Origin of the sequence: Pseudomonas furukawaii (assembly GCF_002355475.1) — a bacterium.
GTDB lineage: Bacteria > Pseudomonadota > Gammaproteobacteria > Pseudomonadales > Pseudomonadaceae > Metapseudomonas > Metapseudomonas furukawaii.
Genome location: NZ_AP014862.1, coordinates 1,187,552 through 1,208,833 on the forward strand (window position 1 = coordinate 1,187,552; position 21,282 = coordinate 1,208,833).

Annotated in this window: 17 protein-coding genes; 5 read left to right on the forward strand and 12 right to left on the reverse strand. The window is 67.5% G+C overall.

All coding sequences use genetic code 11. The annotated features are described in order from the left end of the window. The first annotated feature begins 97 nt into the window (after nt 1–97). The gene (locus tag KF707C_RS05545; RefSeq protein ID WP_003448823.1) at nt 98–1,354 is read left to right on the forward strand and encodes an aromatic amino acid transport family protein; all 1,257 of its coding nucleotides are present in this window, start codon (nt 98–100) and stop codon (nt 1,352–1,354) included. Between the two features lie 58 nt (nt 1,355–1,412). Here KF707C_RS05545 and mltF read toward each other — a convergent pair whose 3' ends face one another. Beyond that, nucleotides 1,413–2,879 carry a membrane-bound lytic murein transglycosylase MltF gene (gene mltF, locus KF707C_RS05550; protein ID WP_036991418.1) on the reverse strand — a complete coding sequence of 489 codons (1,467 nt, stop codon included), beginning with the start codon at nt 2,877–2,879 and terminating at the stop codon, nt 1,413–1,415. A gap of 166 nt (nt 2,880–3,045) precedes the next feature. Between mltF and purL the strand changes: the two genes are divergently transcribed. From purL to KF707C_RS05565, 3 genes are all read left to right on the forward strand, one after another. Next, nucleotides 3,046–6,939, forward strand: a complete 3,894-nt coding sequence (gene purL / locus KF707C_RS05555) for a phosphoribosylformylglycinamidine synthase (protein WP_003448829.1) — start codon at nt 3,046–3,048, stop codon at nt 6,937–6,939. Between the two features lie 167 nt (nt 6,940–7,106). Further along, the gene (locus KF707C_RS05560) at nt 7,107–7,367 is read left to right on the forward strand and encodes a CDGSH iron-sulfur domain-containing protein (protein ID WP_081608037.1); all 261 of its coding nucleotides are present in this window, start codon (nt 7,107–7,109) and stop codon (nt 7,365–7,367) included. A 148-nt stretch (nt 7,368–7,515) separates the two neighbouring features. After that, a complete protein-coding gene (locus KF707C_RS05565; protein ID WP_003448831.1) occupies nt 7,516–7,833 on the forward strand; it encodes a Nif3-like dinuclear metal center hexameric protein in 318 nt (105 codons plus the stop codon). Nucleotide 7,834: 1 nt separating this feature from the next. Here KF707C_RS05565 and KF707C_RS05570 read toward each other — a convergent pair whose 3' ends face one another. Next, nucleotides 7,835–8,707 carry a helix-turn-helix domain-containing protein gene (locus KF707C_RS05570; protein WP_003448833.1) on the reverse strand — a complete coding sequence of 291 codons (873 nt, stop codon included), beginning with the start codon at nt 8,705–8,707 and terminating at the stop codon, nt 7,835–7,837. 143 nt (nt 8,708–8,850) lie between these two features. Between KF707C_RS05570 and KF707C_RS05575 the strand changes: the two genes are divergently transcribed. After that, on the forward strand, nt 8,851–9,768 hold the full coding sequence (locus tag KF707C_RS05575) for a DMT family transporter (RefSeq protein WP_003448835.1): 918 nt from the start codon (nt 8,851–8,853) through the stop codon (nt 9,766–9,768). A 71-nt stretch (nt 9,769–9,839) separates the two neighbouring features. Here the strand turns inward: KF707C_RS05575 and KF707C_RS05580 are convergent, their stop codons facing one another. From KF707C_RS05580 to algG, 10 genes are all read right to left on the reverse strand, one after another. Beyond that, nucleotides 9,840–10,220, reverse strand: coding sequence for a hypothetical protein (locus KF707C_RS05580; protein ID WP_003448838.1), 381 nt, complete (start codon nt 10,218–10,220; stop codon nt 9,840–9,842). Then, nucleotides 10,217–11,056 carry an SDR family oxidoreductase gene (locus tag KF707C_RS05585; protein ID WP_003448841.1) on the reverse strand — a complete coding sequence of 280 codons (840 nt, stop codon included), beginning with the start codon at nt 11,054–11,056 and terminating at the stop codon, nt 10,217–10,219. Before KF707C_RS05585 ends, KF707C_RS05580 begins: the two co-directional genes overlap by 4 nt. A 43-nt stretch (nt 11,057–11,099) precedes the next feature. Then, the gene (locus KF707C_RS05590; RefSeq protein WP_003448843.1) at nt 11,100–11,561 is read right to left on the reverse strand and encodes a hypothetical protein; all 462 of its coding nucleotides are present in this window, start codon (nt 11,559–11,561) and stop codon (nt 11,100–11,102) included. Nucleotides 11,562–11,609: 48 nt separating this feature from the next. Beyond that, complete coding sequence (locus tag KF707C_RS05595; protein ID WP_003448845.1) at nt 11,610–13,052, reverse strand: mannose-1-phosphate guanylyltransferase/mannose-6-phosphate isomerase; 1,443 nt, start codon at nt 13,050–13,052, stop codon at nt 11,610–11,612. Between the two features lie 137 nt (nt 13,053–13,189). Next, a complete protein-coding gene (locus KF707C_RS05600) occupies nt 13,190–13,837 on the reverse strand; it encodes an alginate O-acetyltransferase AlgF (RefSeq protein WP_003448847.1) in 648 nt (215 codons plus the stop codon). A 67-nt stretch (nt 13,838–13,904) separates the two neighbouring features. Beyond that, complete coding sequence (locus KF707C_RS05605; RefSeq protein ID WP_003448849.1) at nt 13,905–15,053, reverse strand: alginate O-acetyltransferase; 1,149 nt, start codon at nt 15,051–15,053, stop codon at nt 13,905–13,907. A 12-nt stretch (nt 15,054–15,065) separates the two neighbouring features. Beyond that, on the reverse strand, nt 15,066–16,532 hold the full coding sequence (locus KF707C_RS05610) for an MBOAT family O-acyltransferase (protein ID WP_003448850.1): 1,467 nt from the start codon (nt 16,530–16,532) through the stop codon (nt 15,066–15,068). A gap of 640 nt (nt 16,533–17,172) precedes the next feature. Continuing rightward, nucleotides 17,173–18,273 (reverse strand): mannuronate-specific alginate lyase, encoded by a 1,101-nt coding sequence (locus tag KF707C_RS05615; RefSeq protein ID WP_003448852.1) that lies wholly within the window; start codon nt 18,271–18,273, stop codon nt 17,173–17,175. Between the two features lie 11 nt (nt 18,274–18,284). Continuing rightward, entirely contained in the window at nt 18,285–19,712 is a 1,428-nt protein-coding gene (locus KF707C_RS05620; RefSeq protein WP_003448853.1) for an alginate O-acetyltransferase, read from the reverse strand. Nucleotides 19,713–19,723: 11 nt separating this feature from the next. Beyond that, complete coding sequence (algG, locus tag KF707C_RS05625; RefSeq protein ID WP_036991451.1) at nt 19,724–21,271, reverse strand: mannuronan 5-epimerase AlgG; 1,548 nt, start codon at nt 21,269–21,271, stop codon at nt 19,724–19,726. Nucleotides 21,272–21,282 lie beyond the last annotated feature (11 nt).

Here is a 21,282-nt window from a genome sequence, read left to right on the forward strand (position 1 = left end):
TTGTCCCGCAATGCCCGTTTCATCGATCGAAGGAAAGGCCATGGCAGTTCGGTGGTGGCCCTCCTGAATCGTTGAATCCGTTGTAGAGGGTGTTGTGATGAGTGATACAGGTGTCCAGTCCGTGCAGGGGCGCCCGGCAGCCGAAGCCGCCGAGTCGTCGGGGCTGGAGGTCAAGCGGCTGAGCTTCGTCGAAGCCGTGGCCATGATCGTGGGGACCAACATCGGCGCGGGCGTGCTGTCCATGGCCTACGCCAGCCGCAAGGCCGGCTTCGTGCCGCTGCTGATCTGGCTGGCGGTGGCCGGGGTCTTCACGACGATTTCCATGCTCTACGTATCGGAAACCGCGCTGCGTACCCGCGCCCACCACCAGTTGAGCGGCCTGGCCCAGCGCTACGTTGGCTCCTTCGGTTCCTGGGCGATCTTCCTCTCGGTGGCGGTCAACAGCATCGGCGCCCTGATCGCCTACATGAGCGGCAGCGGCAAGATCCTCGCCGCCTTCCTCGGCATCAGCCCGGCCCTGGGCAGCCTGCTGTTCTTCCTGCCCGCCGCCCTGGTGCTTTACCTCGGCCTCGGCGCCATCGGCAAGGGCGAGAAGTTCATCAGCATCGGCATGGTCAGCATGATCCTGATCCTGGTGATCGCCACCCTGCTCAACGAGAACACCGAGGTGGCCCGCCTGCTGGAAGGCGACTGGATCTACATGGTGCCGGTGTTCAACATCGCCGTGTTCTGCTTCTCGGCCCAGTACATCGTTCCGGAGATGGCCCGTGGCTTCAGCGACCAGCCGACGCGCCTGCCCAAAGCGGTGATCACCGGCATGCTCGCCACCTTCGTGCTGCTGGCCATAGTGCCGGCCTCGGTCATCGGCCTTACCGGGCTGGAGAATCAGTCGGAAGTGGCGACCCTGGCCTGGGGCCAGGCCCTGGGGCAGTGGGCCTTCTACACCGCCAACACCTTCGCCCTGTGCGCCATGATGACCTCCTACTGGGGCCTGGGCGGCAGCTTCCTGACCAACATCTTCGACAAGTTCCACCGCCTGGGCTCGGAGTCGCAGCCCAAGACCCGTCTGATGGTGCTGGGCCTGGTCTGCGTACCGCCCTTCGTGCTGGCTTACAGCGGCATGGTGGGGTTCGTCAACGCGCTCTACTTCGCTGGCGCCTTCAGCGGCGTGATCCTGTCGATCATGCCGATCCTCATGCTGCGTTCCGCACGCAAGCACGGCGACCTGCAACCGGCCTGGCAATGCGGCTGGATCGCCCACCCGGCCATCCAGGTGGTCATCGTGCTGATCTACCTGGCCAGCGCGGCCTACGCCATCTGCAGCGCGCTGGACCTGCTGCCCTCCGGCTGGTGATCCCAGCCCGGAGCGAAAAAGCCCGCATCGCGGGCTTTTTCCTGGGCGTAGCGGGGATTCAGAGTTTCTCGTCCCGCTGCTGTTCCTCGTCGGGGCGGGTCTTGTTGATGCCGGGCAGGTGGCTGGCGTTCTCGGCCAACTGGCTGCCTTCCATCTGCGGCTGGGTCACCCAGGTGAGGATGTCGTAGTAGCGGCGGATGTTCTGCACGAAGTGCACCGTTTCACCGCCCCGGGCGTAGCCGTAGCGGGTCTTGCGGTACCACTGCTTCTGCGACAGGCGCGGCAGCATCTTCTTCACGTCCAGCCACTTGTTGGGGTTGAGCCCTTCGGCCTGGGCCAGCTTGCGGGCGTCTCCGAGGTGGGCGATGCCGATGTTGTAGGCGGCGAGGGCGAACCAGGTACGGTCGGGCTCCTTGAGATCCTCCGACAGCCCTTCCTTGATCATCGCGAAGTACTTGCCGCCGCCGTAGATGCTCTGGCGTGGGTCCAGGCGGTTGGAGACGCCCATGGCCTTGGCGGTGTTCTCGGTCAGCATCATCAGGCCGCGCACGCCGGTCTTGGAGGTGGCGGTGGGCTGCCACAGGGACTCCTGGTAACCGATGGCCGCCAGCAGGCGCCAGTCCACGCTGTTCTTCTGCGAGGCCTGGTGGAAGTGCTGCTCGTACTTCGGCAGGCGCTGCTGCAGGTGCTTGGCGAAGGTGTAGGCGCCCACGTAGCCGAGCACGTCCACGTGGCCGTAATAGCGCTCCTTCAGGCGTTGCAGCGTGCCGTCCTTGCGTACCTTGTCGAGGAAGGCGTTGACCTCGTTGTAGAGGCTGTCGTCCTCTCCCGGCGCCATGGCCCAGGCCAGGGCGGTGGAGTCGCCCAGGTCGAAGGCCACCCGCACGTTGGGGAAGTAGACCTGGTTCATCGCCAGTTCGTTGGAGTCCACCAGGGTCAGGTCGATCTGGCCCTCGTCCACCATGCGCAACAGGTCGACCACCTCCACTTCGTCGGATTCCTCGTACTGGAGGGCGGGGAGGGTGGCCTTGAGACCTGCCAGCTGCTCGGCGTGGCTGCTGCCCTTGAGCACCAGGATGCGGCGGCCCACGAGGTCGTCCGGGCGGGTGGGGCGGCGTTCGCCGTTGCGGTAGATGACCTGCGGGGTCACCTCCAGGTAGGAGTGGGAAAAGCGCACTTCGTTGCTGCGCGCCGGGCTCGCCACCAGGCCGGCGGCGGCCAGCACCGGGCCGTTGGCATGGCCCAGGCGCGAAAAGAGGTCGTCCAGCTTGTCGGCGGTCTCGATCTTCAGCTCGACGCCCAGGTCCTCGGCGAAGCGCTTGACCAGTTCGTACTCGAAACCCGTCTCGCCGTTGCGGTCCTCGAAATAGGTGGCGGGACTGTTTCGGGTGATGACACGTAGCTCACCTTCCTCCTGAATGCGCTCGAGTGTGGTGGGCTGCTTGCAGCCGACGAGCATCAGGAAGAATCCGGTCGCCAGGGCCCAGACGGCCCGTCGTGTGCCGAACACGCGGTGATTTAGCATCCACGGAGTATACGCAAAGCCTGGCAGCCGCCATATCTCGACAGTGACCGGCTTCTCTGCTAGCGATCAGGCGACGCGAGGCAGCGCGGGAGGTGCCGGAAAGCGGCGCTTTGCGCTAGAATGCACGGCCTCCAAGCACACCCCTTCCCCAGAGGCTGTCCCGACGATGTTGATCCTGCGCGGTGCTCCCGCCCTTTCCGCCTTTCGCCACGGCAAACTGCTCGAGCAACTGACCCAGAAGGTCCCCGCTGTCAGCGGACTCTACGCCGAGTTCGCCCATTTCGCCGAGGTGACGGGCGTACTCACCGGGGACGAGGAGCAAGTCCTGGCCCGTCTGCTCAAGTACGGCCCCAGCGTCCCGGTCCAGGAGCCCAGCGGTCGCCTGTTCCTGGTGGTGCCGCGCTTCGGCACCATTTCGCCCTGGTCCAGCAAGGCCACCGACATCGCCCGCAACTGCGGCCTGGCGAAGATCGAGCGCCTGGAACGCGGCATCGCCTACTACGTCGCCGGTGAGCTGAGCGAGGCCGACGCCCAGGCCGTGGCCAGCACCCTGCACGACCGCATGACCCAGCTGGTGCTGGCCGGCCTGGACGAGGCGTCCGGCCTGTTCAGCCATGCCCAGCCCAAACCGCTGACCGCCGTGGATGTCCTCGGTGGCGGCCGCTCCGCGCTGGAGAAGGCCAACGTCGAACTGGGCCTGGCGCTCGCCGAGGACGAGATCGACTACCTGGTGAAGAGCTTCGTCGAACTGGGCCGCAATCCCCACGACGTCGAGCTGATGATGTTCGCCCAGGCCAACTCCGAGCACTGCCGCCACAAGATCTTCAACGCCAGTTGGGACATCGATGGCCAGGCTCAGGAAAAGAGCCTGTTCGGCATGATCAAGAACACCTACGAGATGCACCGCGAAGGCGTGCTGTCCGCCTACAAGGACAACGCCTCGGTCATCGAGGGCTCCACCGCCGGCCGCTTCTTCCCGGACCCGGCGACCCGCCAGTACGGCGCCACCCAGGAGCCCGTGCACATCCTGATGAAGGTGGAAACCCACAACCACCCGACCGCCATCGCCCCCTTCCCCGGCGCCTCCACCGGCTCCGGCGGCGAGATCCGCGACGAAGGCGCCACCGGCCGCGGCGCCAAGCCCAAGGCGGGCCTGACCGGCTTCACCGTCTCCAACCTGCAGATCCCCGGTTTCGAGCAGCCCTGGGAGAAGCCCTACGGCAAGCCCGAGCGCATCGTCACCCCGCTGGACATCATGATCGAGGGCCCGCTGGGCGGCGCCGCGTTCAACAACGAGTTCGGCCGCCCGGCCCTGACCGGCTACTTCCGTACCTTCGAGCAGGCCATCGACACGCCCCACGGCGAGGAAGTGCGCGGCTACCACAAGCCGATCATGCTCGCCGGCGGCATGGGCAACATCCGCGCCGAGCACGTGCAGAAGGGCGAGATCTCCATCGGCGCCAAGCTGATCGTCCTCGGTGGCCCGGCCATGCTCATCGGCCTCGGCGGCGGCGCGGCCTCCTCCATGGCCACCGGTGCGAGCTCCGCCGACCTGGACTTCGCCTCCGTGCAGCGTGACAACCCGGAAATGGAGCGTCGTTGCCAGGAAGTGATCGACCGCTGCTGGCAGCTGGGCGCCGAGAACCCCATCAAGTTCATCCACGACGTGGGCGCCGGCGGCATCTCCAACGCCCTGCCGGAACTGATCAACGACGGCGGTCGCGGCGGCCGTTTCGAGCTGCGCGCCGTGCCCAACGACGAGCCGGGCATGAGCCCGCTGGAAATCTGGTGCAACGAGTCCCAGGAGCGCTATGTGCTCTCCGTGGACGCCGCCGACTTCGAGCGCTTCAAGGCCATCTGCGAACGCGAGCGCTGCCCCTTCGCGGTCGTGGGCGAAGCCATCGAGGAGCGTCACCTGACCGTCAGCGACAGCCATTTCGGCAACAAGCCGGTGGACATGCCGCTCGAAGTGCTGCTGGGCAAGCCGCCGCGCATGCACCGCTCCGTCAGCCGTGAAGCCGAGCTGGGCGACGACTTCGCCGGCGCGGTGGACATCGACGACGCCCTGAGCCGCGTGCTGCACCACCCGGCCGTGGCCAGCAAGAACTTCCTGATCACCATCGGCGACCGCACCATCACCGGCCTCGTGGCCCGTGACCAGATGGTCGGCCCCTGGCAGGTCCCGGTGGCCGATTGCGCCGTCACCGCCACCAGCTTCGACGTCTACACCGGCGAAGCCATGGCCATGGGCGAGCGCACCCCGCTGGCCCTGCTGAACGCCCCGGCTTCTGGCCGCATGGCCATCGGCGAGACCATCACCAACCTGGCCGCCGCGAAGATCGACAAGCTTTCCGATATCAAGCTGTCCGCCAACTGGATGGCCGCCGCCGGTCATCCGGGTGAAGACGCCCGCCTCTACGACACCGTCAAGGCCGTGGGCATGGAACTCTGCCCGGCGCTGGGCATCACCATCCCGGTGGGCAAGGACTCCATGTCCATGAAGACCCGCTGGCAGGACGAGGGCGTGGACAAGTCCGTCACTTCGCCGCTGTCCCTGATCGTTACCGGCTTCGCCCCGGTGCAGGACGTGCGCGCCACCCTGACTCCGCAACTGCGCCTGGACAAGGGCGAGACCGACCTGATCCTGGTGGACCTCGGCCGTGGCCAGAACCGCCTGGGCGGCTCCATCCTCGCCCAGGTCTACAGCAAGCTCGGCCAGCAGGTACCGGACGTCGACGACGCCGAGGACCTGAAAGCCTTCTTCGCCGTGATCCAGGGCCTGAACGCCGATGGCCACCTGCTGGCCTACCACGACCGTTCCGACGGCGGCCTGCTGGCCACCGTGCTGGAAATGGCCTTCGCCGGCCACTGCGGCCTGGACCTCTACCTCGATGCCCTGGCGGACAACCGCGACGGCCTGCCCGCCGTGCTGTTCAACGAAGAGCTGGGCGCGGTGATCCAGGTGCGCCAGGACGCCACGCCCGAAGTGCTGGCCCAGTTCAGCGCCGCCGGCCTCGGCGACTGCGTCGCGGTGATCGGCCAGCCGGTCAACGGCGCCAACGTCGCCATCAGCTTCAACGGCGAAGCCGTCTTCGGTGGCGAGCGTCGCCTCCTGCAGCGCCAGTGGTCGGAGACCAGCTACCGCATCCAGCGGCTGCGGGACAACGCCGACTGCGCCGACCAGGAGTTCGATGGCCTGCTGGAAGAAGACAATCCCGGCCTGTCGGTGAAACTCGGCTTCGACGTCAACCAGGACATCGCCGCGCCCTACATCAGGAAGGGTGTGCGTCCGCAGGTGGCGATCCTGCGTGAGCAGGGCGTCAACGGTCAGGTGGAAATGGCCGCCGCGTTCGACCGCGCCGGCTTCGCGGCCATCGACGTGCACATGAGCGACATCCTCGCCGGCCGCGTCAGCCTCGAAGACTTCAAGGGCCTGGTGGCCTGCGGTGGCTTCTCCTACGGCGACGTGCTCGGCGCGGGCGAGGGCTGGGCCAAGTCCATCCTCTTCAACGCCCGTGCCCGTGATGGCTTCCAGGCCTTCTTCGAGCGCAAGGACAGCTTCGCCCTGGGCGTGTGCAACGGTTGCCAGATGATGTCCAACCTGCACGAGCTGATCCCCGGCACCGAGTTCTGGCCGCACTTCGTGCGCAACCGCTCGGAGCAGTTCGAGGCCCGCGTCGCCATGGTGCAGGTGCAGGAATCGTCCTCCATCTTCCTGCGTGGCATGGCCGGTTCGCGCATGCCCATCGCCATCGCCCATGGTGAAGGCCATGCCGAGTTCGAAAGCGAGGAAGCCCTGCTGGAAGCCGACCTGTCCGGTTGCGTGTCCCTGCGCTTCGTCGACAACCACGGCAAGGTCACCGAAACCTACCCGGCCAACCCCAACGGTTCGCCCCGTGGCATCACCGGCCTCACCAGCCGCGACGGCCGCGTGACCATCATGATGCCGCACCCGGAGCGGGTCTTCCGCGCCGTGCAGAACTCCTGGCGCCCCGACGAGTGGCAGGAAGACGCCGGCTGGATGCGCATGTTCCGCAACGCCCGCGTCTGGGTGGATTAACCGGCCGAAGGCGGTCCGATGACCCTCTCCCACAGGTGGGGGAGGGCGCCAGAAGGGCGGGAAAGGGCTGGTTCAGCCAACCCCCCCGCCGTTTGGCCCATGCGGTCATCGACAGGAAAAGGCGGGAGAAGGCACCCTTCTCCCGCCTTTTTCATTCTGGGGCCGCCATGTCGGAACCGCCGCTTCCTGAAGTCCGTCTGCTGCAACCTGGTGAGCGCTGCCGGCTCTGCCGCTGCGGGGGATCTCCGCTGTTGCCGGATTGCCCGGCGGACTGCCCGGATGGCCTCGCCTTCACCGCCCGCCGCGAGCAGCGCCTGCTGCTGTGCCGATGCGGCCGGTCTTCGCGCCTCCCCTGGTGCGATGGCAGCCACAGCCCGCCCACGCCCACCCTTGGCCTGCGTTGGCGACGATTCTGGAAAGGTGAGTAGCGCGTCGCGTTTCTCGACGAATTGCCGTAGAACGCCGGGCCTCGCCATCGGTCAAATCTGCCGACTGTGAAGAACACCACGGCAGGGATTGATATCGCAGTGCCATTATCGCGAAGCAGTCCCGCCACACGATCCTGCGGAGAACCCGATGTACAAGCTCTCTTTCTATGTGCCGGAAAGCCATCTGGAACCGGTGAAAAAGGCCGTGTTCGCCGTTGGTGGCGGCCGTATCGGCGCCTATGACAGCTGCTGCTGGCAATCGCTCGGCCAGGGCCAGTTCCGGCCGCTCGAAGGCAGCAACCCCTTCCTGGGCCAGAGCGGCGTGGTGGAGCAGGTGGCGGAGTGGAAGGTGGAGATGGTGGTGGCCGACGAACTGATCCACGACGTCGTCAAGGCCCTGAAGAAGGCCCATCCCTACGAGACGCCCGCTTTCGAGGTCTGGCGCCTGTCCGACATGGTGTTCTGATTCAGCGCAAGGCCGCCCGATAGGCCCCGGGCGAGCCGCCCATGGCCGCGCGGAAGCGGTTGCTGAAATGGCTGGCGCTCGAGAAGCCGCAGGCCAGGGCCACCTCACCCAGGGGCAGCGCCGTCTCTCGCAGCAGCCAACGCGCGCGCTCCAGGCGGCGGGCCAGCACGTACTGGTGGGGAGGCATGCCGAAGCTCTCGCGGAACATCCGCGCGAAGTGGTACTCCGACAGGGCGGCGAAGGCCGCCAGCTCGCCGAGGCTGATGGGCTCGGCCAGCCGCGAGTCGATGTAATCCATCAGCCGCTTGCGCAGGGCCGGCGCCAGCCCGCCCTTGAGCCGCAGCCCATCGCGAAGGCCCGCCTGGGTCAGCACATTGTGATGGATCATCTCGAAGCCGATGCTGGTGGCGCGAAGGCGTTCGGCCGGCTCCTTCCAGTCCAGCTGGATCAACTGGTGGAAGCGCGCGACCTGCTGCGGGTCGTCGAGAAAGGTCCGCTCCTGCAACTGCAATTCCCGGGGCTCGCGGTCCAGCAGGGTGACCGCCGCCTCGGCGAAGTGCTGGGTGCTGAAGTAGAGGTGGGCCAGGCGGATCTCGCCATTGATCACCCAGGATGACTCGTGGCCCGCCGGCAGGATGCACAGCTTGCCGGGCGCACCCTTGGCTTCGGGGCGCTCGCGGCGAAAGGTGCCGGTGCCGCCGGCCAGGTAGCAGGAGAGGGTGTGCACCTGCGGCCCTGCGTAGTCGCGGGCATCGTGGTGGTTGCTCCAGAGCGCCGCGCCCAGGCCGTCGCCCAGTTCCGCGCTGTGCTCCAGGCGGGCGTTGGGCGAACTGCTGAGGGACTGGAAGACCTGGTTCCGATCGAGTAGCGACATGGGCGGGCCTGTGGGTAACTGCCTGCCATGCTAGCGCGCGCCTGCCCGCGCGGGCAGCCTCCCGACGAGATAAGCGCAAGATTGTGCAAGCGGCCGGGGCGGGCGGGCGGGAGACTGCAACCTCTGCCACCGGAGCCGCCTCGATGAACCTCTCGCTCTACCTGCTCACCGTGCTCATCTGGGGCACCACCTGGATCGCCATCAAGCTGCAGATGGGCAGCGTCGCCATCCCGGCGTCCATCGCCTACCGCTTCGCCCTGGCCGCCGCGGTGCTGTTCGCCGTGCTGCTGCTGTCGCGCCGGCTGCAGAAGCTCGACGGCCGCGCCCAGCTCATCTGCCTGGCCCAGGGCCTGTGCCTGTTCTGCGTCAACTTCATGTGCTTCTACACTGCCAGCCAGTGGATCCCCAGCGGGCTGATCGCCGTGGTCTTCTCCACCGCCACCCTGTGGAACGCCCTCAATGCCCGGCTGTTCTTCGGCGCGCGCATCGCCGCCAACGTGCTGGCCGGTGGCGCCCTGGGGCTGGCGGGGCTGGCCCTGCTGTTCTGGCCGGAACTCGCCCATCACAGCGCCAGCCGCGAGACCCTGATCGGCCTGGGCCTGGCGTTGTTCGGGACCCTCTGCTTCTCCGCCGGCAACCTGCTCTCCAGCCTGCAGCAGAAGGCCGGCCTCAAGCCCCTCACCACCAACGCCTGGGGCATGTTCTACGGCGCGCTGATGCTCTCGGCCTGGTGCCTGGCCAGCGGCACGCCCTTCGGCATGGAGTGGAACACCCGCTACATCGGCTCGCTGCTCTACCTGGCCATTCCCGGCTCGGTGATCGGCTTCACCGCCTACCTGACCCTGGTGGGGCGCATGGGCCCCGAGCGCGCCGCCTACTGCACCGTGCTCTTCCCGGTGGTGGCCCTGAACATCTCGGCCTTCGCCGAAGGCTATGAATGGACCCTGCCGGCGCTGCTGGGCCTGGTCCTGGTGATGGCCGGCAATGTGCTGGTGTTCCGCAAGCCGAAACCCCGGGCAGCGCCCGCCCACACCGAGGGTGGCTGCGCGCGGCCTTCGTAGGATCAGGCTGAGCGAAGCGATGCCCGTGCGGTGGTGGGGCTGGTCCATGGGGTTCGCAGGCCCGTCTCGTCCTACGAGTGGCCTCCGGTACGGCGAAGGAGGATGACGCCGGCGAGTACGGGGTAGCAGAGGTAGTGCAGGACGAACAGGGCGATGGCCATGGGGCCGGGGGCGTTCTGCAGGGTCATCATGCCCAGCAGTCCCAGGTAGAGGACCGCGAGCAGGGCGCCGTAGCCAATGACGATGCGCCAGGCCTCGCCCCGGGTGGGCGGGCGCTTGTGCAGCAGGCGGAAGGCGAGGGACATGAGCAGGGCGGTGGCGCCGGCGATCACCAGGGTCGCCAGCAGCCCGCCGAGGTGCACCAGGCTGCGCAGGGCGACGTTGAGCAGCATGGCCAGCGCCACGCCGCCGATCATGATGTAGCGCAGGGCCAGGGGATGAGGCGTGTTCATGGGCGCTCCAGCGTCACATCGAGGCCGAAGCGCTTCTTCAGCACCCGGTCCAGCAGCGATCGGGGCAGCAGCCGGGCGAGCAGCGGCAGGGCGCGGCTGCCGTTGCCGATGCGTACCAGCGTCGGACGGGGCGAACGCCGCACGGCGGCCAGCAAGGCACGGGCGAAGTCCTCCGCGGAGGTGGGGTTGTCCTGGGAGGCACGGGCCCGGGTGCGGATGCCCTCGCGCACCGGCCACCAGGGCGAGTCCTCGGCGATCAGCGCCTCGGCCTCGCGGGTGGCGCTGGCGCCGAAGCTGGAGGCGATGGCGCCGGGCTGGACCTCCATCAATTCGATGCCGAAGGGCGCCAGCTCCAGCCGCAGGGCGTCGGACAGGGCGTGCACCGCCGCCTTGGAGGCGCAGTAGGCGCCGGCGAAGGGGGTGACCAGCACGCCGGAGACGCTGCCGATGTTCACCACCAGGCCCCGGCGCGTGCGCAGCAGCGGGAAGCAGGCGCGGGTGACGTCCACCAGGGCGAAGACGTTGGTCTCGAACTGGCGGCGCATGGCCTCGGCGCCGCCGTCCAGCAGCGGCCCCATGGCGCCGTAGCCGGCGTTGTTCACCAGCACATCGAGGCCGCCGGCTTCCCGTTCCAGGCGCTGGGCCAGGGTAGCGACGGCGGCGGGGTCGTTGACGTCCAGTTCCACGGCCTTGAACCCGGCGTCGGCCAGCCGTTCCAGGTCGGCGGGTTTGCGGGCGCTGGCCCAGACGTCGTAGCCAGCGGTCTTGAAGGCATCGGCCAGGGCGCGGCCGATGCCGCTGGAACATCCGGTGATCAGGGCGGTGGGGGCGGGCATCCGAGGTCCTTCTGTGCTGGGCGGAGGGGAGAGGGGAGCAGCGTCAGTCGACGAATGTGCCACGCAGATCGCTTGCGCGAAACTCCAGGGATCGTGCGCGATAACCCTGGCGAATGGGCGGCAGGGGCAGGCAGTCGCGCCAGTCGGCGCCCGGCTGGATCTCGCGGGGGCCCAGGTAGCGCGGGTGCTCGTAGCTGGGCTGGACCAGGTCGATGGTGTCGCCGGGACGCGTGGCCTGGAGCTGCCAGGCGAAGTCCTGGAGCACCGCGTCGGCGCCATTGTGGACGACGATGGCCAGGGGGCGGTCGGCGGGACAGGTGTCATCCAGGCGCAGCTGGATTTCCAGGCGGGCGAAGCGGCGTTCTTCCACGCGCTCCTGCCAGAGCACCCAGGCGGCCACCAGGCCCAGGCCGGTCACCGCCGCCATGGACAGCGGCAGGGCCTTGGCCGGGTAGCGCAGCAGGAGGATGAGCCAGGTGAGGATGAGGACGATGCCGATGAGCATGGGAGGACCTCCGTGTGAGGCCTCCCATGCTAACCCAGCTGGACGCCGTCAGCGGGCGATGCTGTGTACCGTGGCGCTTTGCGGGGCGCGGCCGTAGACGTCGTCGAGGCGCTCGATGTCGTCCTCGCCCAGGTAGCTGCCCGACTGCACCTCGATGATCTCCAGGGGGATCTTGCCCGGGTTGGCCAGGCGGTGGACCGAGGCGATGGGGATGTAGGTGGACTGGTTCTCGGTGAGCAGGAACACCTTGTCGTCGCAGGTCACCTGGGCGGTGCCGGAGACCACGATCCAGTGCTCGGCGCGGTGGTGGTGCATCTGCAGCGACAGCTGCGCGCCGGGCTTGACGGTGATGTGCTTGACCTGGAAGCGGCCGCCCATGTCCACCGAGTCGTAGGAGCCCCAGGGGCGGTACACGGCGCAGTGGTTCTGGGTCTCGCTGCGGCCCTCGGCGTCCAGCTTGTTCACCAGCTTCTTCACGTCCTGCACCCGGTCCTTGTGGGCGATCATCATGGCGTCCTTGGTTTCCACCACCACCACATCGTCCAGGCCGATCACCGACACCAGCTTGCCGTTGCCGTGCACCAGGCAGTTGTGGCTGTCCTGGACCACCACATCGCCCTTGGTGACGTTGCCGTCGGCGTCCTTGTCATGCACTTCCCAGATGGAGCTCCAGCTGCCCACGTCGTTCCAGCCGGCGGTCAGCGGCACCACGCAGGCGCGTGCGGTCTTCTCCATCACCGCGTAGTCGATGGAGTTGTCCGGGCAGCAGGCGAAGGTGTTGGCATCGATGGTGACGACGTTGCCGTCGCGCTGGCTGCGTTCCAGGGCCAGCAGGCAGGTGTCGTAGATGTCCACCTCGTGGTGCTTGAGCTCGTCGAGGAAGCGGCTGGCGCGGAACAGGAACATGCCGCTGTTCCAGAAATAGTCGCCGGAGGCCACGTACTGGCGGGCGGTTTCCTCATCGGGCTTCTCGACGAAGCGTTCGACCCGGCTGATGCCGTCCGGCAGGGCCGAATCGGCCTGGCTGCGGATGTAGCCGTAGCCGGTTTCAGGCCGCTCGGCGGGCACCCCGAAGAGCACCAGCTCGCCTTTCTCAGCGGCGAGGGTGGCCAGCGCCAGGGCTTGCTGGAAGGCCCGCTGGTCGCTCATCACATGGTCCGCCGGGAGCACCAGCATCAACTCGTCGCGGCCCTCGGCCAGCAGCTGCATGGCGGCCATGGCCACCGCCGGCGCGGTGTTGCGGCCGAAGGGCTCCAGCAGCATCGACTGGGCTTCCAGGCCGATGGCGTCGAGCTGTTCCTGGACGATGAAGCGATGGTCCTGGTTGGCCACCAGCACGGCGGGCTGCATGCCCTCGAAGTCGAGGCGCTGCAGGGTCTGCTGGAACAGGGTCTTCTCGCCGGTGAGGGCGAGGAACTGCTTGGGGTACTGCTTGCGGGAGAGGGGCCAGAGACGGGAGCCGCTACCGCCAGAAAGGATCACGGGAATCATGGTGTTTCTCCTGGAACTGTCATGGGTTGAGAGCATTGCTTCCATCGATCACATGTCATTCTTCGCCACCCTCGATCGGGGCGGCTTTTGGCCGGCGCGGTTCGGTCCGCGCCGGTTGTCGCTCCTTCAGTCGGCGATCAGGTCTCCACCGGGCGCTTGACCCAGACCGGGGCCAGCTTGCCGCCGCTGCCGGTCACGTAGAGGCAGACCACCTCGCCCCGTTGCAGGGAAACCGGCTTGAGGTCGCTGACCTTGCGGTCGCCGTCGAACAGGGCCAGGCCCACCTTCACCGGGTTGATCTCGCGCTCGCCACGGCCGTCGGGGGCCACGTCCTCCACCACCGGGGTCTTGCCGTCGGCGGTCTTCAGGGTGAGCGTGGCGTCGGACAGGTTCTGCACCCGCAGCAGGGCCTTCTGCTTGTTGCGGTAGGGGGGCTCTTCCACCAGGCGCGGTTGTTTGCCGGTCTCGTTCACCAGGGTGTAGTAGCGGTCGGCCTCCAGTTTCACCGAGAGGTTGCCGCTACCGACCTGGGCGCTGTAGTTGCCGGCGGGCAGGAACTTGAAGTCGCTGGAGCCCTGGGGCGGTACGTCCGTCAGCGCGGTGTTGCCGACATTCACACTGAGTTCGGTGCTGCTGGCGTTGTAGGCGCGGACGAAGGCGGACCCCTTGGGCGCCTGCGGGCCGTACAGGCCGCCTTCGTCGGCCTGCACGCCCTGCAGGGCGCCGATACCGAGCACCAGGGCGCAGGCGCAGGACATCCAGTGGCGATTTTTCTGTCGGTTCATGAGGTGTACCTCCATCTTCTCTCTTGAAAGGGGCCGGTTGCGGCCCCGTGCTGCCCCTGAGGGGCATTCAGTCGCCCGTGCGCGAGGCCAGGCGTTCGTCACCCGCGCCGGCCTTGCGCAGCCCGGCGACCCATTCGGGGTCGAACTCGGACAGGTCGCTGTGCATCGGCAGGTAGCGTTCGGGGAATTCCCAGATCACCAGTTGCGGCGGGGCGCTTTTCAGCTCCTCGCTCTTCAGGTACTTGAGCATCGGCAGGATCGGGCCGTGGCCATCCTCGGCGTGGTTCACCAGGTCGCGCTGCAGGGCCTGACGCAGGGCGCCGGCGAAGTTCCAGCGCTCGTTGGCGCTGTAGCTGGTGCCCACCAGGGCCACCGGTACCCGGTGCTCGGCGAACAGGGCATCGGCGCCGGCCTCACCTTCGTCGAGGCTGCGGGTGCTGCGCTTCTGCAACTGGTCCGGCGCGGGCATCAGCGAGGCGAACAGCGGGTCCAGGGGCAGGAAGCGGGTCAGGTCGCCCTTGTAGGGCTCCTGGCCCTGGACTTCCGTCACATAGGCGCGGTGCTCGCCGTCAAGGGGCGGCAGCGAGCCCACCGCCTGGCCGAGGCGTCCGGCCGCCGCCTCGGCGCCCAGGGGCGTCCAGTGGGTGTCGGTGCGCAGGAATACCTGGCCCTGGTCCTTGGCCGCTTCCAGCGTGCTCAGCAGGTCCGGTGCGGTGATGCCGGCGCGGCGTACGGCACCGTGAAAACGCTGGTAAAGGTCCTGGCGCAGGGCGGTGGGTTCGGCCTCGCCGACGTGCTCGGGGTAAAGGCGCGACTTGGCCGGAACTATCGCCAGCACCAGTTGCACGTCGCGGCGGGCCAGTTCGTCGCGCACGCCCTTGATCAGCGCCAGGTTGTCACGCAGGTGGCGCGTGCCATCGGCCACCGGGTCGAATTCCTCGTCCGAGTAGAGCCAGCCGTCCTCGCCAATCACCACCCCCTGGCGGCCCTCCTCGAACAGGGCGAAGTCCACCAGGGCCCAGAGGTTGGTGCCCAGTTGCTTGACCGGGAAGGCCTCGTCGTAGTGCGACTCGAAGGCCTGGGCCAGCTTGCCATTGAGCACCGGCGTGTCCTTGGCCACGGCGAAGCCGGTCATCCCGGCGAGGGACCAGAGGCAGAGCCCCCCCAGGAGTCCGGTGAAGGCGCCGACGTAGAGCAGGTCATGGGTTCGATTCATGGTGCGGTTCCGTCAGAACTGGAAGTAGAGGAAAGGGGAGAAGCTCTGCGCCGAGAGTTTCAGTACCGAGGCGATGAACAGGCCCAGCAGGGCGAAGCGCAAGGCGAAGGCCTGCAGGCCGATCGCCAGGGGCTGGCGCAGCGCGAGGCTGCCGTCGGGGTTGGCCACCAGTTGGCCTTCGACCGGCGCTTCTGCGCGGAACTGGCTGCGGCCGAACCAGGCCAGCACGGCCCAGGCGAGTAAGAGCGTGGCGATCTGCAGTTCGTTGATCTGTGCGCGGTTGAGCTCGGAGAGCTGCCAGCCGTTGAAGCTGAACAGCGCGACATAGATGCGACCGGCCACTTCCAGGTTCTCGGCGCGGAAGATCACCCAGCCGAGCATTACCAGGAACAGGGTGAAGGCCCAGCGCAGGGGCCGGAACACGCGGGGGGCGGCGTTGACGCCCAGGGCCCGCTCGATGGAGAGCCAGAGGCCGTGCCAGGCACCCCAGATCAGGAAGGTCCAGTTGGCGCCATGCCAGAAACCGCCCAGCAGCATGGTCAGGAACAGGTTGCGATAGGTCCTGAGGGTCCCGTGGCGATTGCCGCCCAGGGGGATGTAGAGGTAGTCCCGCAGCCAGGTGGAGAGGCTGATGTGCCAGCGGCGCCAGAACTCGGTGATGGACTGGCTGATGTAGGGCTGGTTGAAGTTTTCCATGAAGCGGAAGCCCATCATCAGGCCGAGTCCGATGGCCATGTCGCTGTAGCCGGAGAAGTCGAAGTACAGCTGCGCGGTATAGGCCAGCATGCCCAGCCAGGCGTCGCCGGTGCTCGGGTCCTGCAGGGCGAAGCTGTGGTCCACCAGGGGCGCGAGGCTGTCGGCGATGAAGACCTTCTTCACGAATCCCTGCATGAAGCGGGTGGCGCCTTCGGAGAAGGTGTCGAGGCTGTGGCTGCGCTGGGTGAACTGGTCGGCCAGGTCCTTGTAGCGCAGCACGGGGCCGGCGATGAGTTGCGGGAAGAGGGCGATGAACGCGGCGAAGTTGATCAGGTTGCGCGTGGGTTCGGTGTCACGGCGGTACACATCCACCAGGTAGCTGATGGACTGGAAGATGTAGAAGGAGATGCCGATGGGCAGGATCACCTGGGTCAGCAGCATGGGCTCCCAGCCCAGGGCTTCCAGCAGGCGGTTGAGGTTGTCCGCGCCGAAGTTGGCGTACTTGAAATAGCCCAGGGTGAGCAGGTTGCCCACCACGCCCCAGAGCACCCAGCGCTGGGCGCTCCGGGTGCCCTGGCCGGCCCCGTGGATGGCCAGGCCGAAACCGTAGTTCCAGAGGGTCACCGCGATGAACAGGGCGAGGAAGTCCACTCGCCACCAGGCATAGAACAGGTAGCTGCCCACGAGGATCAGCAGGTTTCGGTAGCGGTTCCCGATCAGGTAGTAGAGGCCGAGGAAGCTCGGCAGGAACAGGAACAGGAACACGTTGGATGAGAAGACCATCCGCGTCTCTCCGTTGAACATGGGTTGTCTGGCCCGCCGTGGTGGCGGTGTTTATTTCTCCCCTCTAGAGGGGGTTGTCCGTGCCAGGGCCTGGTCCGGCGCTGGCGCTGTTGCTCCCCTCGCCCTTCGGGAGAGGGGCCGGGGGAAAGGGATGCCGGGCTCCGTGCGGCGTCGACTTCCCTCACCCCAGCCCTCTCCCAGGGGGAGAGGGGGTTGTCCGTGCCAGGGCCTGGTCCTGCGCTGGCGCTGTTGCTCCCCTCGCCCTTCGGGAGAGGGGCCGGGGGAGAGGGATGCCGAGCCTCGTGCGGCGTCGACTTCCCTCACCCCAGCCCTCTCCCAGGGGGAGAGGGGGTTGTCCGTGCCAGGGCCTGGTCCTGCGCTGGCGTTGTTGCTCCCCTCGCCCTTCAGGAGAGGGGCCGGGGGAGAGGGATGCCGAGCCTCGTGCGGCGTCGATTTCCCTCACCCCAGCCCTCTCCCAGGGGAGAGGGGGTTGTCCGTGCCAGGGCCTGGTCCCGCGCTGGCGTTGTTGCTCCCCTCGCCCTTCGGGAGAGGGGCCGGGGGAGAGGGATGCCGGGCTCCGTGCGGCGTCCGACTTCCCTCACCCCAGCCCTCTCCCAGGGGGAGAGGGGGTTGTCCGTGGTCAGCTCCCGCCCTCCCGTTTCGGGTGGAACACCCGGGTCACGTCGCCGCCCAGGCGGAAGGTGGTGTAGGGCCCCATCTCGTCCTTCCAGGCCAGGGTCTTCGGTTCGCAGCCGTAGAGGGCGCACCAGGGTTCCAGCCAGGCGAACTTGGTGTGCTTCTTCAATTCGCCCATATCCTGGTTCTCGCCTGTCCGGTCCTCGAAGGCGTCCTGGTCGTCGACGCCCTCCAGCACCCGTTCGCCGAGGCGTTTCAGGGCGCCGTCGTTCTCGTCCTGCAGGTCCTGGCCGTTGGCCTGGGCGAAGCTGGCGATCATGGCCAGCGGCGGCAGGGCGTAGTTGTGGTAGGCCAGCGCGCGTTGGCGGCGCTTGAGTTCGTTGGGCAGGAAGCCCTGGTCGTCCACCTGGGCGGCGGCCACGCGGAACTGGTCCACCGACCAGTCGTAGAGGTCGCGGCGGTTGGTCGCCACGGCGGTGGCCATGATCGACCAGGCGGCCCAGTAGGCGTGGTTGTTGACCTTCTTCAGGGGCAGGCCGCTCCAGTCCTTCACCACCTGGTCGGCCAGGTGCGAGAACCAGGACTCGATCAACCGCGCCTGGCTGCCGTAGGCGGCCAGTGGCCGGGAGTCGGAGAACTTCAGCTGCAGGTAGGCCGAGGCCATGCTGCCCAGGGCCCATTTGCGCATGGACTTGCCGGTGTGGTTGTACTCGGTGCTCAGCAGCGCGTTGGCCTGGGCCCAACTGCCCAGCCACTGCAGGCTGCACTCCAGCTGGGTGCGCTGTCCCTTGCGCAGGTAGTCCGTGACCATCTTGCTGACGCCGCGCTCCATGTCGGTGATGTCGGCGGTCTTTTCGCGGAAGGCCTTTTCCGCTTCGGGGTTGAGGGTGGCCCGGGCCTTGTCGGAGCCCTCGTACTTGCTGCGGAACTCCAGCTTGGCGGTATAGGGCTTGGGCGGCGCCTTGCAACTGCCGCCGTCCTTGCCACGGACCTCCACCGGGGCGTAGTAGCCGGGTGGCGGTACCAGCTGCGACGCGGTTGCCTGGCCGGCGAGCAGGATGCCGGCCATCAGGGGGGCCAGGTGCCAGGTTCGGGTGCTCATCATCTCCTCCTTCCTCAATCGGCGCGCGCCGTGAGGGGGCTTTCGCCCTTGGCGGGCCGGGCGCAGACGCTCACCTCGACGCTGAGGTCCTGGGGAATCTGCTCGGGGCCGTGGATTTCCACCGCGAGCAGGTTCAGGTCGGCCCAGTCGGGGTCGTTGCGCAGCTCGAAGACGTAGCGTCCACCGGTGTCGACCCGGTCGCTCTGTTCCAGCTTGAAGTTCTCGCGGCGGCCGTTGAGGTACCAGAGGGTCGCCTTGGCCTCATGCACCGAGGGGTCGCTGAAGCGGAGGTCCACCTGGTAGTCGCCGCCGCGCAGGTCCCGGAGCGGGGCGCCCTTGCCATTGACCACCACCTCGTTGGCGCCGGCGTGGAGCTTCACCTTGTTCTTCAGGGCCACGGGGCGGCCCTCGCAGCCGTTGTTCACCAGCGGCACGGCCTGGCGGTAGAAGCTCTGCTGGGCCATGTCGTAGTGGGTGGCGAACTCCCAGATCAGCACCTTGGGCGGGTTGTCGTGGAAGTCCTGGCTGCTCATGTACTGCAGCAGGGCGCTGTCGAAGCCGCCGCCGCTGACCGCCAGGTTGAGCACCTCGACGCCGGCGTGCTGCTGGAGGAAGCCGGCGAAGTTGTAGGCCGGGCCGCTGTTGCTGGTGCCCACCAGGGCCACCCGAGGGGTGGATTCATCGCCGAACAGGCTGTCGCCGCTGGCCTCGCCGGCGGCTTCCGTCTCGTAGCGCGGCACGTACTGGGTGGCGTAGCTGGTGCCGCAGAGCTGGCCGGCGGTCTTGTGCAGGGTGCCGGCCTTGGGCAGCAGGCCCACCACCTTGCTCTCGAAGCGCTGGGTGGGAATCTCGTCGAAACCGGGGATCTGCTTCAGGGTCTCGGCCACCCGTTTCGCCGTGCGATCGGCGCCGGCCGGGGTCCAGTGATGGTCGGCCTTGAAGTAGTAGTCGGTGCCCAGGTCCCGTTCGTCGAACAGCGGCGAGAGGTCGGTGACCCAGATGCCGGCCTGGCGGAATTGCGCCACGGCGGCCAGGTAGTTCTTCTTCGCCAGGTCGTAGTCGAAGCGGGCCTTTTCTTCGGGGGTCAGCTTGTCGCGGTTCACCAGGCCCCGGGTGGGCTGGTAGACCACCATCAGCTCCACGCCCCTGGCCTTCAGGGCATCCCGCAGCCGGCGCAGCTCTCGCCAGCCCAGGGCCGTGGTGCCGAAGTCGGTGCGCAGGTCGTAGCGCGTGCGGAACAGCCAGTCGCCCTGGCCCTGCACCAGGGCCGCGAAGAAGTCCAGGTACTTGGTGTTGTAGCTCGCCGGGTCCTGGGCGATGGCGCAGAGCGGCCCGGTGCGTTGCACGCTGTACTCGGGGGCGGCCTGTGCGCTCCCCGTGGCGGCCAGGAGGCTGGCGGCGAGGGCCGAGGTGGCGAGGCGGAGTCGGGTGGAAGTGTGCATGTCGGGGTTCCTCAATCCTGGAGCTCGGCCTGGCTTTCGACGGGGTCGATCAGCACCGCCTGCTTGCGGCGCACCATCAGGTCGAGGATCTCGTCCTGCTTTTCGCCCAGGATGCCGGCGAAGCTGATGCCGGTGGACTTGCTCGGGGCCAGCAGCTCGACGTCGTAGAGTTCCACCGAGAGTGGCGAGTCGATGGACAGGGGGCTGGAGCCGTTGCCGGCGAGCTTGCCGCCCACCAGGATCAGCGAGACCTTGGTGTCGAAGGGGTCCAGTTCGACGTTTCGGTCGGTGTTGGAAAGGTCCTTGATGTGGCCGTAGACGCCGGTCAGGCCGTTGGCCGCCGAAAGGTTCTCGTAGAGGCGGATGTTCACGCTGTTGCGCACGCGGATGCCGTGGCGCTTGTTGCTGAGGATCTTGTTGCCCCAGAGCAGGTTGTTGGAGCTCTCGTAGAGGGTGATGCCGTCGGCGTGGTTGCGGTACACCTCGTTCCAGGCCACCAGGTTGTTCACCGAGTTGCGGTCGATGACGATGCCCGAGAGCTTGTTGTCATAGCTCCGGTTGTTGACGATCCAGCTGTCGTCCACCTCGCGGGAGATGATGATGCCGTGCTTCTTCTTCGTCCCGTGGACGGTGTTGTCGGCGATGATCAGGCCGTGGGAGCGGTCGTGGGGGTCGATGCCGTAGACGATGTTGTCCCGGTAGGTGTTGCCCTTGATCACCACGTTGGCCGCCTCGTAGCAGTAGAAGCCGTACCAGTGGTCGACGAACTCCGAGTCCAGCAGCCAGCCGGTGGGTTCCGCGCGCTTCAGCCGCGCGTGCATGCCCGGGGTGTACTGGGTGATGGAGACGCCGTAGGACTTGGAGTTGTCGTAGCCCAGGCTGGTGACGGTGCTGCCGACGATGTAGAGCTCGCTGCCGCCCCAGGACACCAGGAAGGGGCGGAATTCCGACGGCGAGCGGAAGTGGGCCGGGGCCTTGTCCTTTTCGCGCCAGGCGGTGAGCCGGCTGTCCTTGATGAACAGCTTGCCGTCGTTGACCAGGAAGGCACCGCGTTCCTGGGACAGGCGGAAGTCACGGGTGGCCTTGCCGATCTCCAGGTTGGCGTCCTGGGCCACCACCAGCGGCAGGCGGGACAGGTAGACGCCCGGCTCGACCTCGGCGAATTGGTGGTCGGGCAGCGCGCGGGCGATGTCCGCGGGGGTGACATGGCCGCCTTCGATGAAGATCGCCTGGGGCATGCCCTGCTGGCGCTTGACCCATTCCCGCAGGCGTTCGTCGCCGCCGATGAAGTCCTTCAGGGCGTCCTGCTGGAGCATGCGCCGGACCACGACGCGGCCGGGCCGCGAACGGTCGATCTTCGCTTCCACCGCCTCGGCGGTGTAGCCGGAGAGGTCCGGCACCTTGGGCGTCTCGAGGTGCAGTTGATCCACCGGTGCGGTGGTGACGGTGTAGTTGCGGGTTTCCTTGAGCCCCCGGGCGGGCTCGGCGCCCTGGACCCAGGGGGCGGCGAACTGCAGGGCACCGAGTACGATGCCGCTCGCCAGTAATGTGGTTCCCATGCCGCGTTTCA

Coding starts and splice junctions, on each gene's coding strand:
- KF707C_RS05600 (WP_003448847.1), bottom strand. CDS start 13,837: ATGAACCGACAGAAAAATCGCCACTGGATGTCCTGCGCCTGCGCCCTG.
- KF707C_RS05560 (WP_081608037.1), top strand. CDS start 7,107: ATGTCGGAACCGCCGCTTCCTGAAGTCCGTCTGCTGCAACCTGGTGAG.
- KF707C_RS05575 (WP_003448835.1), top strand. CDS start 8,851: ATGAACCTCTCGCTCTACCTGCTCACCGTGCTCATCTGGGGCACCACC.
- KF707C_RS05545 (WP_003448823.1), top strand. CDS start 98: ATGAGTGATACAGGTGTCCAGTCCGTGCAGGGGCGCCCGGCAGCCGAA.
- KF707C_RS05595 (WP_003448845.1), bottom strand. CDS start 13,052: ATGATTCCCGTGATCCTTTCTGGCGGTAGCGGCTCCCGTCTCTGGCCC.
- KF707C_RS05615 (WP_003448852.1), bottom strand. CDS start 18,273: ATGATGAGCACCCGAACCTGGCACCTGGCCCCCCTGATGGCCGGCATC.
- KF707C_RS05605 (WP_003448849.1), bottom strand. CDS start 15,053: ATGAATCGAACCCATGACCTGCTCTACGTCGGCGCCTTCACCGGACTC.
- KF707C_RS05620 (WP_003448853.1), bottom strand. CDS start 19,712: ATGCACACTTCCACCCGACTCCGCCTCGCCACCTCGGCCCTCGCCGCC.
- KF707C_RS05565 (WP_003448831.1), top strand. CDS start 7,516: ATGTACAAGCTCTCTTTCTATGTGCCGGAAAGCCATCTGGAACCGGTG.
- purL (WP_003448829.1), top strand. CDS start 3,046: ATGTTGATCCTGCGCGGTGCTCCCGCCCTTTCCGCCTTTCGCCACGGC.
- algG (WP_036991451.1), bottom strand. CDS start 21,271: ATGGGAACCACATTACTGGCGAGCGGCATCGTACTCGGTGCCCTGCAG.
- KF707C_RS05570 (WP_003448833.1), bottom strand. CDS start 8,707: ATGTCGCTACTCGATCGGAACCAGGTCTTCCAGTCCCTCAGCAGTTCG.
- KF707C_RS05580 (WP_003448838.1), bottom strand. CDS start 10,220: ATGAACACGCCTCATCCCCTGGCCCTGCGCTACATCATGATCGGCGGC.
- KF707C_RS05585 (WP_003448841.1), bottom strand. CDS start 11,056: ATGCCCGCCCCCACCGCCCTGATCACCGGATGTTCCAGCGGCATCGGC.
- KF707C_RS05590 (WP_003448843.1), bottom strand. CDS start 11,561: ATGCTCATCGGCATCGTCCTCATCCTCACCTGGCTCATCCTCCTGCTG.
- mltF (WP_036991418.1), bottom strand. CDS start 2,879: ATGCTAAATCACCGCGTGTTCGGCACACGACGGGCCGTCTGGGCCCTG.
- KF707C_RS05610 (WP_003448850.1), bottom strand. CDS start 16,532: ATGGTCTTCTCATCCAACGTGTTCCTGTTCCTGTTCCTGCCGAGCTTC.